This is a genomic window from Nocardioides sp. Z38_18, from assembly GCF_058215695.1.
Genome location: NZ_JBZAJE010000001.1, coordinates 2,251,308 through 2,265,713, shown reverse-complemented (window position 1 = coordinate 2,265,713; position 14,406 = coordinate 2,251,308). Strand labels below are relative to the sequence as shown.

13 protein-coding genes are annotated in these 14,406 nt (G+C 71.4%); all 13 read left to right on the top strand.

The window, feature by feature from the left end:
- Window positions 1-8: 8 nt before the first annotated feature.
- The 13 genes from hutH to AC4BGC_RS10940 all read left to right on the top strand — a co-directional run bounded on the left by hutH (window position 9) and on the right by AC4BGC_RS10940 (window position 14,405).
- Window positions 9-1,559, top strand: coding sequence for a histidine ammonia-lyase (gene hutH / locus AC4BGC_RS11000; protein ID WP_490555685.1), 1,551 nt, complete (start codon window positions 9-11; stop codon window positions 1,557-1,559).
- On the top strand, window positions 1,556-3,214 hold the full coding sequence (gene hutU, locus AC4BGC_RS10995; protein WP_490555684.1) for a urocanate hydratase: 1,659 nt from the start codon (window positions 1,556-1,558) through the stop codon (window positions 3,212-3,214). The genes hutH and hutU overlap by 4 nt, the downstream gene beginning before the upstream one ends.
- 19 nt (window positions 3,215-3,233) lie before the next feature.
- On the top strand, window positions 3,234-4,418 hold the full coding sequence (locus AC4BGC_RS10990; RefSeq protein WP_490555683.1) for an allantoate amidohydrolase: 1,185 nt from the start codon (window positions 3,234-3,236) through the stop codon (window positions 4,416-4,418).
- Window positions 4,415-5,719, top strand: a complete 1,305-nt coding sequence (locus AC4BGC_RS10985; RefSeq protein WP_490555681.1) for a formimidoylglutamate deiminase — start codon at window positions 4,415-4,417, stop codon at window positions 5,717-5,719. Before AC4BGC_RS10990 ends, AC4BGC_RS10985 begins: the two co-directional genes overlap by 4 nt.
- Window positions 5,716-6,867, top strand: a complete 1,152-nt coding sequence (gene hutI / locus AC4BGC_RS10980; protein ID WP_490555679.1) for an imidazolonepropionase — start codon at window positions 5,716-5,718, stop codon at window positions 6,865-6,867. The genes AC4BGC_RS10985 and hutI overlap by 4 nt, the downstream gene beginning before the upstream one ends.
- A 129-nt stretch (window positions 6,868-6,996) precedes the next feature.
- Window positions 6,997-7,905 carry an ABC transporter substrate-binding protein gene (locus AC4BGC_RS10975; protein ID WP_490548946.1) on the top strand — a complete coding sequence of 303 codons (909 nt, stop codon included), beginning with the start codon at window positions 6,997-6,999 and terminating at the stop codon, window positions 7,903-7,905.
- 5 nt (window positions 7,906-7,910) lie between these two features.
- Entirely contained in the window at window positions 7,911-8,876 is a 966-nt protein-coding gene (locus AC4BGC_RS10970) for an amino acid ABC transporter permease (RefSeq protein ID WP_490555678.1), read from the top strand.
- The gene (locus tag AC4BGC_RS10965) at window positions 8,873-9,637 is read left to right on the top strand and encodes an amino acid ABC transporter ATP-binding protein (RefSeq protein ID WP_490548950.1); all 765 of its coding nucleotides are present in this window, start codon (window positions 8,873-8,875) and stop codon (window positions 9,635-9,637) included. The genes AC4BGC_RS10970 and AC4BGC_RS10965 overlap by 4 nt, the downstream gene beginning before the upstream one ends.
- Window positions 9,638-9,651: 14 nt before the next feature.
- The gene (locus AC4BGC_RS10960; protein WP_490548952.1) at window positions 9,652-10,389 is read left to right on the top strand and encodes an IclR family transcriptional regulator; all 738 of its coding nucleotides are present in this window, start codon (window positions 9,652-9,654) and stop codon (window positions 10,387-10,389) included.
- On the top strand, window positions 10,386-11,429 hold the full coding sequence (locus tag AC4BGC_RS10955; protein ID WP_490555677.1) for a pyridoxal phosphate-dependent aminotransferase: 1,044 nt from the start codon (window positions 10,386-10,388) through the stop codon (window positions 11,427-11,429). The genes AC4BGC_RS10960 and AC4BGC_RS10955 overlap by 4 nt, the downstream gene beginning before the upstream one ends.
- Before the next feature lie 110 nt (window positions 11,430-11,539).
- Window positions 11,540-12,550: a Rieske 2Fe-2S domain-containing protein gene (locus tag AC4BGC_RS10950; RefSeq protein WP_490555676.1), complete on the top strand. Its 1,011-nt coding sequence runs from the start codon at window positions 11,540-11,542 to the stop codon at window positions 12,548-12,550.
- A complete protein-coding gene (locus tag AC4BGC_RS10945) occupies window positions 12,547-13,038 on the top strand; it encodes a hypothetical protein (protein WP_490555675.1) in 492 nt (163 codons plus the stop codon). Before AC4BGC_RS10950 ends, AC4BGC_RS10945 begins: the two co-directional genes overlap by 4 nt.
- Window positions 13,035-14,405 (top strand): FAD-binding oxidoreductase, encoded by a 1,371-nt coding sequence (locus AC4BGC_RS10940; RefSeq protein ID WP_490555673.1) that lies wholly within the window; start codon window positions 13,035-13,037, stop codon window positions 14,403-14,405. Before AC4BGC_RS10945 ends, AC4BGC_RS10940 begins: the two co-directional genes overlap by 4 nt.
- Window position 14,406 lies beyond the last annotated feature (1 nt).

Here is a 14,406-nt window from a genome sequence, read left to right as displayed (position 1 = left end):
ATTGACCCATGCCCACCACACACAACTCCGTCACCCTCGGAACCGGTCCGCTCACGCCCGCCGAGGTGCTGGCGGTCGCCCGGGACGGCGCAGCGGTCCACATCTCCGGCGAGGCGAAGACCGCGCTCGCCGACGCACGTGCGGTGATCGAGAAGCTCGCCGCGTCCGAGACGCCCGTCTACGGCATCTCGACCGGCTTCGGTGCCCTCGCCACCCGGCACATCCCCGGCGAGATGCGCGCCCAGCTGCAGAAGTCGCTGGTCCGCTCCCATGCCGCCGGCTCCGGCCCCGAGGTCGAGCGCGAGGTCGTCCGGGCCCTGATGCTGCTGCGGCTCTCCACCCTCACCACCGGGCACACCGGGGTCCGGCCGGAGACCGCCGAGCTCCTGGCCGCGCTGCTGTCGCGGGGGATCACTCCCGTGGTGCACGAGTACGGCTCCCTGGGCTGCTCCGGCGACCTGGCCCCGCTGGCGCACTGCGCGCTGGCCCTGATGGGCGAGGGGCTGGTCCGCGACGCCCAGGGCGAGCTGATGGAAGCCGGCGAGGCCCTCGCGGCAGCCGGGCTGGCCCCGGTCGAGCTGGAGGCCAAGGAAGGGCTGGCGCTGATCAACGGCACCGACGGCATGCTGGGCATGCTGGTGATGGCGCTGCACGACCTCTCACGGCTGATGAAGACGGCCGACATCGCCGCGGCGATGTCCGTCGAGGGCCAGCTCGGCACCGACCGCGTCTTCGCCGCCGACCTGCAGGCGCTGCGGCCCCACCCGGGGCAGTCGGCCTCCGCGGCGAACCTCGTCGCGATCCTGCGCGACTCCGGCGTGGTGGCCTCCCACCGGGGACCGGACTGCAACCGGGTCCAGGACGCCTACTCGCTGCGGTGCTCGCCGCAGGTGCACGGCGGCGCGCGGGACACCATCGAGCACTGCTCGGTGGTGGCCGGCCGCGAGCTCGCCAGTGCCGTGGACAACCCCGTGGTGGTCGGCGACCGCGTGGAGTCAAACGGGAACTTCCACGGCGCCCCGGTCGCCTACGTCCTCGACTTCGCCGCGATCGTCGCTGCTGATGTCGCCTCGATCAGCGAGCGGCGTACGGACCGGTTCCTGGACCGCTCCCGCTCCCACGGCCTCCCGCCGTTCCTGGCCCACGACCCCGGCGTGGACAGCGGGCTGATGATCGCGCAGTACACCCAGGCCGCGATCGTCTCGGAGCTGAAGCGGCTGGCCGCGCCGGCCTCGGTCGACTCGATCCCCTCCAGCGCGATGCAGGAGGACCACGTCTCGATGGGCTGGTCGGCCGCACGCAAGCTGCGCCGGTCGGTCGACGGCCTCACCCGAGTGGTCGCCATCGAGGTGCTCACCGCTGCCCGTGCCCTGGACCTGCGCCGCCCGCTCGAGCCGTCGCCGGCCACGGCCGCGGTGATCGACCTGTTCCGCACCAACGGCGTACCGGGGCCCGGCCCCGACCGCCACCTGTCGCCCGAGATCGAGGCCGCCGTCGAGCTGGTCCGTTCGGGCGCTGTCGTCCAAGCCGTCGAAGAAGTGATCGGAGAGCTCCAGTGACCAACCCCCGCCTGCCCATCACCGCCGCCCGCGGAACCGCCCTGACTGCCCGTTCCTGGCAGACCGAGGCCCCGCTGCGGATGCTGATGAACAACCTCGACCCCGAGAACGCGGAGAACCCCGCCGAGCTCGTCGTGTACGGCGGCACCGGCAAGGCCGCCCGCAACTGGGAGTCCTACGACGCCCTGGTGCGCACGCTGTCCACGCTCGCCGACGACGAGACGATGCTCGTGCAGAGCGGCAAGCCCGTCGGGGTGATGCGCACCCACGAGTGGGCGCCGCGCGTGCTGATCGCCAACTCCAACCTGGTCGGCGACTGGGCCAACTGGGAGGAGTTCCGTGCGCTCGAGGAGCTCGGCCTGACGATGTACGGCCAGATGACGGCCGGCTCCTGGATCTACATCGGCACCCAGGGGATCCTCCAGGGCACCTTCGAGACCTTCGCCGCGGTCGCGGACAAGCGCTTCGGCGGGACGCTGGCCGGCACGATCACGCTGACCGCGGGCCTCGGCGGGATGGGCGGCGCGCAGCCGCTCGCCGTCACGATGAACGACGGCGTCGCGATCTGCATCGATGTCGACGACAGCCGGATCAAGCGCCGGATCGAGCACCGCTACCTCGACGTCCAGGCCGAGTCCCTCGAGCACGCCGTGGAGCTCGCGGTGCAGGCTCGCGACGCCAAGAAGCCGCTGTCCATCGGCGTCCTGGGCAACGCCGCCGAGATGTTCCCGGCGCTGCTGGAGAGCGGTGCGCCGATCGACGTCGTCACCGACCAGACCTCCGCGCACGACCCGCTGTCCTACCTGCCCGTCGGGGTGCCCTTCGACCAGTGGCACGAGGCCGCCAGGCGCGACCCCGCCGGGTTCACCAAGGACGCCCAGGCCTCGATGGCCGCGCACGTGCGCGCGATGGTGGAGTTCCAGGACCGCGGCGCCGAGGTCTTCGACTACGGCAACTCGATCCGCGACGAGGCACGCAAGGGCGGTTACGAGCGCGCCTTCGAGTTCCCCGGCTTCGTCCCGGCGTACATCCGGCCGCTGTTCTGCGAGGGCAAGGGCCCGTTCCGCTGGGCTGCGCTGTCGGGCGACCCGGCGGACATCGCCGCGACCGACAAGGCGATCCTGGAGCTCTTCCCGGACAACGAGCGGCTGCACAAGTGGATCACGATGGCCGGTGAGCGGGTCGCGTTCCAGGGCCTCCCCGCGCGCATCTGCTGGCTCGGGTACGGCGAGCGCCACCTCGCGGGCCTGAAGTTCAACGAGATGGTCGCCTCCGGGGAGCTCAAGGCCCCGGTGGTCATCGGCCGTGACCACCTCGACGCCGGCTCGGTCGCGTCGCCGTACCGCGAGACCGAGGCGATGCTCGACGGGTCCGACGCGATCGCCGACTGGGCCCTGCTCAACGCCCTGGTCAACACCGCCTCGGGCGCCACCTGGGTCTCCATCCACCACGGTGGCGGCGTCGGCATGGGCCGCTCCATCCACGCCGGGCAGGTGTGCGTCGCCGACGGCACCGAGCTCGCCGCGCAGAAGATCGAGCGGGTCCTCACCAACGACCCGGGCATGGGCGTGATCCGCCACGTCGACGCGGGCTACGACCGTGCGGTCGAGGTGGCCGACGAGCGCGGGGTCCGCGTCCCGATGCTCGAGAGCTGAGAAGACAGGACGCAGCGACGTGACCTTCGAGAACATGTGGCAGGACCTGCTCGGCGTCGGGCGATCCTCGACGTCGGGCGGCTACTTCCGGCAGCCGTTCGGCTCCGCCGAGCGCGAGTGCGCCGACTGGTTCGCCGGCGAGGCGCAGGCTCGCGGACTCGACCTGGAGTACGACGGCTTCGGCAACGTGGTCGCGTGGTGGGGGACCGGCACGGAGTCGGTGCTCACCGGCTCCCACCTCGACTCCGTGCTCGACGGCGGCGCCTTCGACGGGCCGCTCGGGGTGGTCTCGGCGCTGGCCGCGGTCGACGAGCTGCGCGACCGGGGCTTCGTGCCGACCCGGCGCCTCGGCATCGGGGTGTTCGTCGAGGAGGAGGGCTCCCGCTTCGGGCTGGCCTGCCTGGGCTCCCAGCTCGCAGTGGGGGCGCTCTCTGTCGAGAAGGCCGAGCAGCTCACCGACCGGGCGGGCACGCGGCTCGGTGACGCGTGGGCCGCCGCCGGTCTGGACCCCTCCGCGGGGTCGTCGCTGCTCGAGGGCGTCGAGTGCTTCGTCGAGCTGCACGTCGAGCAGGGCCGCGACCTGGTCGACCGGGACGCCGCGGTCGGGCTGGCCAGCGAGATCTGGCCGCACGGGCGCTACCGGTTCGACTTCACCGGCGAGGCGAACCATGCCGGCACCACCCGGATGGAGGACCGGCACGACCCGATGCTCACCTACGCCCACACGGCGCTGAGCGCGAGCGCGCTGGCCCGGGACGCGGGCTTCCGGGCGACGTTCGGCCGCCTCGCGGTCGAGCCGAACGCCACCAACGCGGTGCCCTCGAAGGTCACCGCGTGGCTGGACGCCCGCTGCGACAGCGACGACGCGCTCGCCGCCCTGGTGGAGTCCGTCGCCGAGCAGGCGCGGGCACAGGCGGACCTCGACGGAACCCGGGTCGAGCTGACCGCGGAGTCGGTCTCCCGGGCAGTGGAGTTCCCCTCCGCGCTGGCGCACCGGCTCGCCGACCCGCACGGGTGGCCGGTGATCCCGACCCAGGCCGGGCACGACGCCGGCATCCTCTCCGCGGCCGGGATCCCCACCGCGATGCTGTTCGTGCGCAACCCCACGGGCATCTCGCACTCACCGGCGGAGCATGCCGAGACCGGCGACTGTCTCGCCGGCGTCACCGCTCTCGCCGACACCCTCGAAGGGCTGGCCCGATGAGTGCTGTCACCTACGTCCTCGAGCAGGCGCTCCTGCCCACGGGCCTGGCCGACCGGGTGCAGGTCACCGTCGCCGACGGGCGGTTCACCGCGGTCACGCCCGGCGTGGACACCCCGGCGAGCGGAGCCACCGCCGTGCCCGGGCTGAGCATGCCGGGGATCGCCAACTGCCACAGCCACGCCTTCCACCGGGCCCTGCGGGGACGGACCCAGCGCGAGCGGGGGACGTTCTGGACCTGGCGCGAGCAGATGTACTCCCTGGCGGCCCGTCTGGACCCGGACAACTACTTCGTCCTGGCCCGGGCGGTCTACCGCGAGATGGCCGCCGCAGGCATCACCTGCGTGGGGGAGTTCCACTACGTGCACCATCAGCCCGACGGGACGCCGTACGCCGACCCGAACGCCATGGGGGAGGCACTGGTCGAGGCCGCGCGCGAGGCCGGGATCCGGATCACCCTGCTGGACACCCTCTACCTCACCGCCGGCATCGGCCGGGCACCCGAAGGGATCCAGCGACGGTTCTCCGACGGCGACGTCGACGCCTGGCACGCGCGGACCGCACTGCTCCGCGAGACGGGGTGGGCGAAGGTCGGGCAGGCCTTCCACTCCGTGCGGGCCGTCCCTCGCAACCAGCTCCGCGCCGATCCCTCGCGCCCACTGCACGTCCACCTCTCCGAGCAGCCGGCGGAGAACCAGGAGTGCCTCGACGCCTACGGGCTCACGCCCACCGAGCTGCTCGCCGAGGAGGGCCAGCTCGGTCCGCACGCCACCCTGGTGCACGCCACCCACCTCACCGACTCGGACATCGCGACGCTGGGAGCGGCCGCGGCCTACGTCGACTTCTGCCCGACCACCGAGCGCGACCTCGGTGACGGGATCGGCCCCAGCAGGCGGCTGCACGAGGCAGGCGCCCGGCTCACGCTCGGAAGCGACAGCCATGCCGTCATCGACCCGTTCGAGGAGATGCGCGCGCTCGAGCTCGACGAGCGGCTCGCCAGCCGGCAGCGCGGGCACTGGAGCGCGGCCGAGCTGATCGAGGCCGCCACCCTGACCGGGCACCAGAGCCTGGGCTGGGACGACGCCGGCCTGATCGCGGTGGGCGCGCGCGCCGACCTGGTCACGCTCGCGACGACCAGCCCCAGGACCGCCGGCACCGGCAGCGACGAGAACACGGTCGTGTTCGCCGCCACCGGCGCCGACGTGGCGCAGGTGATCGTGGACGGCCGCGTCGTCGCGGGACCCGGGATCCACGAGGACCTCGGGCATCAGCTGCACGACGCCATCGAAGGAGTGTGGGCATGACCAGCACCGTCATCACCGGCATCTCGGAGCTGGTCACGCACGCGGAGCCCGGCATCGTCCACGACGCCGCCGTGGTGATCGAGGGCGACCGGATCGCGTGGGTGGGCCCCGCAGGCCGCTCGCCCGCAGCGGACCGGGCCGTCGACGTCGGCGGCCGCGCGGTGATCCCCGGCTTCGTCGACAGCCACTCGCACCTGGTCTTCAGCGGCGACCGGTCGGCGGAGTTCGAGGCGCGGATGACCGGAGCGCCGTACGCCGCGGGCGGCATCAAGACCACGGTCGCCGCCACGCGGGAGGCCTCTGACGAGCAGCTGACCCGCAACGTGGCCAGGCTGGTCGTGGAGATGCACGCCCAGGGCACCACCAGCATCGAGATCAAGAGCGGCTACGGCCTCACCGTGCACGACGAGACCCGGGCCCTGCGGATCGCCGGGCAGTTCACCGAGGACACCACGTTCCTCGGCGCCCACGTGGTCCCCGCCGGGTCCGACCCGGCGGCGTACGTCGACCTCGTGGTCGGGGAGATGCTCGACGCGGCCGCGCCTCATGCGCGCTGGATCGACGCGTTCTGCGAACGGGGTGCCTTCGACGTCGACCAGGCCCGCACGATCCTGCAGGCCGGGGCGGCGAAGGGACTGCGCGGCCGGCTGCACGCCAACCAGCTGGGGCACGGCCCCGGGGTCCAGCTCGCGTGCGAGCTCGGCCTGGTCGCCGTGGACCACTGCACGTTCCTCTCCGACGCGGACGTGGATGCCCTCGCCGGGTCCGGCACCGTGGCCACGCTGCTGCCCGGCGTCGAGTTCTCCACCCGGCAGCCGTGGCCGGACGCCAGGCGTCTGCTCGACGCCGGTGTGACCGTGGCCCTGGCCAGCGACTGCAACCCCGGGTCCTGCTACACCAGCTCGATGGCGTTCTGCATCGCGATGGCGGTGCGGGACATGGGGATGTCGCCCGCCGAGGCCCTCTGGTCGGCCACGGCCGGCGGAGCGCGGGCGCTGGCTCGCGACGACGTCGGCGTCCTCGCGGTGGGCGCGCGTGCGGATCTCGTGGTGCTGGAGGCGCCCTCCCACGTCCACCTGGCCTACCGGCCCGGCGTACCACTGGTGCGCCAGACCTGGCTGGGCGGGGACCAGATCGCAGCGGGTTAACGGAAACGTAACCTCCGGTCATTGACTCGGAATCATGGCCAGCCTAGCGTCGTCCCTATAAGTGAACGCAGTTCACATATGAGAACACCGCTTCTTTCCCGTCCCTGAGACCACCGGAGAAAACACGCCATGGCTGCTCGCAAACACCGCGTCATCACCTTGTTCCTCGCCGGCCCGCTGCTGGGTGCCCTGGCCCTGACGGGCTGCGGCTCGGAGAAGGAGACGACCTCCAAGTCGGACAGCTCGGCTCCGCTGCACAAGGAGCTGCCCGCGGCCGTCAAGGACGCCGGCACCATCCAGATCGGCTCCTCGATCGACTACCCGCCCTTCGAGTACTACAAGGAGGACGGCAAGACCCTGCAGGGCTTCGAGGTCGAGCTCGCCAAGGAGCTCGAGGGCCAGCTCGGCGTCGACTTCACGTGGAACAACGCCAGCTTCGACACCCTGCTCCCCGCCCTGGCCTCCAAGCGCTACGACATCATCTACGGCGCGGTCAACGACACCGCGGAGCGGGAGAAGGACTACGACTTCGTCTACTACCTGCAGTCCTCGCAGGGCTTCGTCACCGCTGCCGGCAACCCCAAGAACATCAAGACCGAGGAAGACCTGTGCGGCAAGTCCCTGGCTGCCGTGCGCGGCGGGATCCAGGCCCAGTGGCTGGTCAAGAAGTCGGCCGATTGCGAGAAGCAGGGGGCGGAGAAGATCAACGTGCTCACCTTCGACGGCAACGCCCAGGAGCAGCTGGCGGTCCGACAGGGCAAGGCTGACGCCCTGATCGAGAACTTCCCCACCGCAGCGGTCTTCGCCTCCAAGAGCGAGGGCAAGCTCGAGCTGGTCGAGGGCCTGCAGGTCGAGCAGCAGTTCTTCGGCATGGTCCTGCCCAAGGAGAGCAAGGAGCTGCGTGACGTCCTCGTGAAGGCCTGGCAGGCCATCATCGACGACGGCTCCTACGGCGAGATCCTGAAGAAGTGGGGTCTCGAGGAGATCGCGGTCAAGGAGGCCGGCGTCAACGCCGTCGCCTCCGGCGCCAAGGCCTGACACCGATGACCAGCCGAGCAGCACCGGGCGAGGAGAGCCACGTGGCCGAGCAAGGAACAGCTACAGCGACCGACGAGACGGAGGGTGCCGGGTCCCGGCAGCCCCAGCTCACGGTGGTGCCGTTGCGCCATCCCGGTCGCTGGGTCATGGCCGCCCTCGTCCTGGTGCTGCTCGGACTGGTCGCCCGGGCCTTCGTCCGGGCCGACATCGACTACGCGATCGTCCTGGAGTACCTGACCGCGGAGACGATCCTCGAGGGTGTCGTCAACACCCTCAAGCTCCTGTTCCTCTCGATGGCCATCGGGCTGGTGCTCGGGGTCACCGCCGCGGTGATGGGGCAGTCCGAGAACCCCGTCCTGCGGTGGGTGGCGGGCGGCTACACCTGGTTGTTCCGCGGTACGCCGTTGCTGGTGCAGCTGCTGATCTGGTTCAACCTGTCCATCATCTTCAGCACCTTCACCATCCCCGGCATCTACTCGACGCCGATGAACTCCCTGATGACCCCGTTCGTGGCCGCGCTGCTGGGCCTGGGCGTCAACGAGGGCGCGTACGTCGCGGAGATCGTCCGCGGTGGACTGCTCTCGGTCGGCAACGGCCAGCGGGAAGCGGCAGCCGCCATCGGGATGACGCCCGGGCGGACGATGCGGCGCATCGTCCTGCCGCAGGCCCTACGGGTGATCGTGCCGCCGCTGGGCAACGAGTTCATCTCGCTGCTGAAGTACACCGCGCTGGCGTACACGATCTCCTACAGCGAGCTGCTGCACTCGGCCAACAAGGTCTACACCTCCAACTTCAAGGTGATCGAGCTGCTGTTCACGGCGTCCATCTGGTACATCGCCCTGACCACGGTCTTCACCATCGCCCAGCAGGCCATCGAGCGCCGACTCGGCCGCAGCGTGCATCGCAATCGCTCCCGGCCCACCTTCCGCGCCCGCCTGGTCCGCAACCTGTCCCTGAGGAGGGCCTCGTGAGCACGACAGTCGTCCACGCCGAGCAGGTCGAGAAGTCCTTCGGGCAGACCCAGGTCCTGCACGGGATCGATCTCGAGGTCCACGACGGAGAGGTGATGTGCATCATCGGGCCCTCCGGCTCGGGGAAGTCGACCTTCCTGCGGTGCATCAACCACCTCGAGAAGATCGACGGCGGCCGCCTCTCGGTCAACGGGAGCCTGGTCGGCTACCGGCAGCGCGGCACGAAGCTGTTCGAGCTCAAGGAGAAGGAGGTGTGCCGCGAACGCGCCGACATCGGCATGGTGTTCCAGCACTTCAACCTCTTCCCGCACATGACGGTCCTCGGCAACGTGATCGAGGGGCCGGTGCAGGTCAAGGGCGTCAGCCGCAAGGTCGCCGCCGAGAAGGGCCGGGCCCTGCTGGAGCGGGTCGGCCTGGGCCACCGGGCAGACGCCTACCCCGGGGAGATGTCGGGGGGACAGCAGCAGCGCGTCGCGATCGCGCGGGCCCTGGCGATGGAACCCCGCCTGATGCTGTTCGACGAGCCGACGTCGGCGCTCGACCCCGAGCTGGTGGGCGAGGTCCTCGACGTGATGAAGGACCTCGCGAGGTCCGGGATGACCATGGTCGTGGTCACCCACGAGATCGGGTTCGCCCGTGAGGTGGGGGACACCATCGCGTTCATGGACCAGGGCCGGGTCGTCGAGTGCGGTTCCCCCGATGACGTCATCAACCGCCCCCGGGAGGCCCGCACCAAGGCCTTCCTGAGCAAGGTCTTGTGAGGGAGAGTACGACGATGTCCACCTCGGTTGAACGAGCCCTGCTCATCCTCGAGCTCCTCGCGGACTCCGACGAGCCGCTCTCCCTGACGCGGCTCGCGGAACGTCTCGACATCCCGAAGAGCACGGCCCACAACATCCTGCGGTCCCTGACCGAGCGTCGCTACGTCGCGCTGGACCTCGCGGGCTACACCCTCGGGATCAAGGCCTTCGAGGTCGGCTCCGCCTACGTCCGCAACGCCGGCGTGGTCGACCTCGTCGCGCCCCAGCTCCTCCAGGTGACCCAGGCGCTGGACATGACCTCGCACTACGCCGTCCTCGACGGCGCCGACGCGGTCTACCTCTACAAGCAGGACCCACCCATGCGGGGCGTGCAGCTCGCCAGCTCGCTGGGCGCCCGCCTGCCCTCGCACATCACCGCGGTCGGCAAGGCCTGCCTCGCCTGGGTCCCGGGGCAGTCCCTCGCGGACCACCTGACGGCACCCGACCGGCCACCACTGGGCGCGGCGGAGCTCGAGCTGCTGGAGTCCGAGCTCGCCGAGGTGCGACGCTCGGGCTACAGCACCGACGACGGCGAGACCGCGATGGGCATCCGCTGCGTCGCCGCTCCCGTCTTCGACGCCGAGGGTGCCTGCGGTGCCATCGGGATCAGCTACCTGAGCCACGGGGAGATCGACAACGAGGCCGTGCTCGCCCAGGTGCGTGGCGCGGCAGCCCGCACCACCGAGCTGCTCGGCGGGAAGGTCAGGCCATGACGCTGGTGGCACGCCCCTGGCTCGACCGGATCGACCCCTACCGGCCCGGGAAGCCGGCCCTGACCGCCGCCGGGTCGATGGCCTCCAACGAGTCGGCCCTCGGCGCCAGCCCGAACGTGGTGGCCGCGCTCGCGGCCGCGGCGCACGACGTGCACCGCTACCCCGACCCGCTCGCCGAGGAGCTGCGCAAGGAGCTCGCGGTCCTGCACGGCGTGGACGTGGACCAGATCCTGGTCGGGAACGGGTCCGACGAGCTGATCTACCTGCTCGCCTGGACCTTCCTGGCCCAGGACGGGCGTGCCGTCTGCGCCGATCCCGCCTACCGCATCGACGAGATCAGCACCTACGTCGTCGGCGCCGAGCTGGTCAAGGTGCCGCTGCTGGACTGGGCGCACGACCTCGACGCGATGGCCGAGGTCGAGGCCGACATCGCCTACGTGGTCAACCCGCACAACCCCACGGGTACGACGAGGTCGCTCGCCGACATCGAGAGGTTCGTGGAGGGCTGCCGTGCCGGGCTGGTCGTCGTCGACGAGGCCTACGTGGACTTCGCCGAGGACCCCGACGCCGCGACCGCGGTGCCGCTGGTCGACTCCGGACGCGTCGTGGTCCTGCGCACCTTCTCCAAGGTGCACGGGCTCGCTGGCCTACGGGTCGGCTACCTGATCGGCTCCCGCGAGGTGGTCACGACCCTGCGCAAGGTCCGGGCGCCGTTCTCGGTGAGTTCGCTGGCCCAGGCCGGAGCCGTGGCCGCGGCCCGGGACCCGTTCCACCGTGACGTCGTACGCGACCACACGAGACAGGGCCGCGCCCGGATCGTCGAGCTGCTCACCGCCGCCGGCCTCGAGCCGGTCCCGTCCCAGGCCAACTTCGTGCTGGTGCCGGTCCCGGACGAGGAGGCCTTCGTGGCCCAGCTGGCGGCATACGGGATCACGGTGCGGCCCGGGACCGCCCTCGGCGTGCCCGGCACCGTCCGGATCAGCGTGCCGGACGACGACGGAATGGCCCTGCTCGAAAGGGCGCTCGCACCGCGCAGCTGACGCAGCCCATCCCCGGCACCCCCCGACACACCCCTCACCCGCCCCTGCCCACCGGGGGCACCTCACCGGCCGTCCCGGACGGCCCGACCGTGAAACGAGAAGGAAGCCCCATGTTCGTGCGCAACGCGTGGTACGTCATCGCCTGGTCCGAGGAAGTGACCCGGGAACCGATGAAGAGGACGGTCCTCGGCGAGGACGTCGTGCTCTACCGCAAGCAGGACGGGACCGCGGTCGCGCTGGCGGACCGGTGCGCACACCGCGCGTACCCGCTCTCGGCTGGGCGCGTCATCGGGGACAACATCCAGTGCGGCTACCACGGCTTCGAGTACGACTGCGAGGGCGTCTGCGTGCGGGTGCCGGGCCAGGACCGGGTGCCCCAGCGGGCGCTGGTGCACAAGTTCCCGCTCGTCGAGGCGCACCGGTGGCTGTGGATCTGGGTCGGCGACCCCGAGAAGGCCGCGGACACACCGGTGCCCGACACCCGGTGGATGACCGACCCCGCCTGGGACCGGGTCACGCACACCTTCCTGTTCCAGAGCAGCGCGGACCTGATCCACGACAACCTGCTCGACCTCACCCACGAGGCGTTCCTGCACACCTCCTCGATCGGCGACGACGCCGTCTACGAGAACGGCGTGACGGTCGAGGTCGACGGCACCACGGTGAGCGTTGACCGGTTCATGCCCGATTGCCACCCCTCGCCGCTGTTCGAGAAGGCCACCGGCCTGAGCCGGGTGGACCGCTGGCACACCACGGAGTTCCAGATGCCCTCGGTGCACATCATCCACGCCGGCGTCGTGACCCCCGGCGGTCGGCGCGAGGACGGGAAGCTCCTCGAGGTGCTCAACGCGATCACCCCGCAGACCGAGACCACGGCCTGGTACTTCTACGGGTTCTGCCGCAACTTCTCCGTGGGCGACGAGGACCTGAACGCGCTCCTCACCGAGAACCTCGGCGGGGTGCTGCAGGAGGACGCGGACGCGCTCGCGCTCCAGCAGCAGCGGATGGAGACGCGTCCCAGCGACGTGCCCGACGTGCTGATCGCCCAGGACGCCGGCGTGGCCAAGGCGCGCCGGATCATGGCGAAGCTGCTCGCCGCCGAGGCGAGGGACCAGGGATGAGGCTGCTGCTGCGCTCCAACTCCCACCGCGCGCTCGAAGGAACGGACGGCAACGGCCTGGAGCTCGCGAGCTCGCCGGACACCGCGGGCCGCGAGGCCTGGCAGTGGCACCTGCGCCTCGACGACGCGGCGCCGGAACAGGGTGGACCCGCAGTGACGGTCGCTGCGGACCTGGGGCGCGACGGTGGTCGTGCCTCGACCCTGTCGCTGAGCACCCATCCGGCGTACGTGTCGGGCCGGGTCGATGCCCTCGAGGTCGACGCCACCACGCAGGTACGGCGGGAAGAACGCGAGCTGGTCGCCCTGGTTGCGGGTCGTGGCCGGCTGCTCGTGGAGGGACGCCACCACCTCGGCGAGCTCGACGTGCTCGTGCTGGAGGGTGACGACCCGTTCACGGTGAGCGTGGAGTCGATCGGGGCCGAGCCGGCCACCCTCGCGGTGGCCAGGCTGGACCCGGTGGACGCGGCCCGGGTCGCGTGGGTGCCGTGAGCCGGCTCGACGCCCTCGCGAGCCGGCTGAGCGAGGCGAGCAGGCTGCTGACCGACCCCGAGGTGATGGACGCCTACTCACGCGACGAGGCCCACCTGGTCACCCCCGGGAAGCCCCTGGCCGTGATCCTCGCCGGGAGCACCGAGGACATCTCGCGGGCGCTCGCCTGGGCCCATCGCGAACGGGTGCCCGTCGTGACCCGCGGCGCGGGGACCGGGCTCGCCGGCGGCGCCGCCGCCCTGGAGGGCTGCCTGGTCCTGAGCACGGTCCGGATGGCACGGATCCACGAGATCTCCGTCGAGGACCAGGTCGCCGTGGTCGACCCCGGGGTGGTCACCGCCGACCTCGACCGTGCGGCCGGCAAGGTCGGGCTGATGTACGCACCCGACCCGAGCAGCCTCGAGCTGTGCACGATCGGCGGCAACCTCGCCACCAACGCAGGTGGGCTCCGCTGCGTGAAGTACGGCGTCACCCGGGACTCCGTGCTCGCACTCGAGGTGGTGCTCGCCGACGGCCGGGTCATCAAGACGGGCCACCGCACGGTCAAGGGAGTCACCGGCTACGACCTGACCGGCCTGCTCGTCGGCTCGGAGGGGACGCTCGGGGTGATCACCGGCGCGACCCTGCGGCTGCACCCTCGGCCGCCGGGGGAGCCGGTGACGGTGGTGGGCAGCTTCCGGAGCCTGCGCTCGGCAGCCGAGGCGGTGGCCGCCGTGGTGCGTGCCGGCCTGCGGCCGTCGCTGCTGGAGCTGATCGACCAGGCCACCCTGCGGGCGATCAACGAGTGGAAGAAGATGGGGCTCGACGACGACGCCTCGGCACTGCTGATCGCGCAGGCGGACGGCACCGACGGCGCCGTGTGCGCCGAGGCCATGCAGGAGCTGTTCGAGCTGGCCGGCGCCGAGTTCGTGACCACCTCGACCGATCCCGCCGAGGCTCGTCAGCTGCTCGACATCCGCCGCCTGGCCTACCCGGCGGCCGAGCGTCTGGGCCGCTGCCTGGTCGAGGACGTGGGCGTGCCCCGGTCCCGGCTGCCCGACCTGCTCGAGCGCATCGAGGACGTCGGCGCCCGGCACGGCGTGGTGATCATGACCGTGGCGCACGCGGGGGACGGCAACGTCCACCCCACCTTCGTCTTCGACCCGACCCCGGACGGGGAGGTCCCGGCCGCGGTGTGGGCGGCCGCCGACGAGGTGTTCCGGGCCGCCCTGGAGATGGGCGGCACGTTGTCCGGCGAGCACGGAGTGGGCGCCCTCAAGCAGCGGTGGCTGGGTCTCGAGCTCGGCACCGACTCACTCGACGTGCAGCACGCGATCAAGGATGCCCTGGATCCGCACGGCATCCTCAACCCAGGGCGAGGAATCTGAA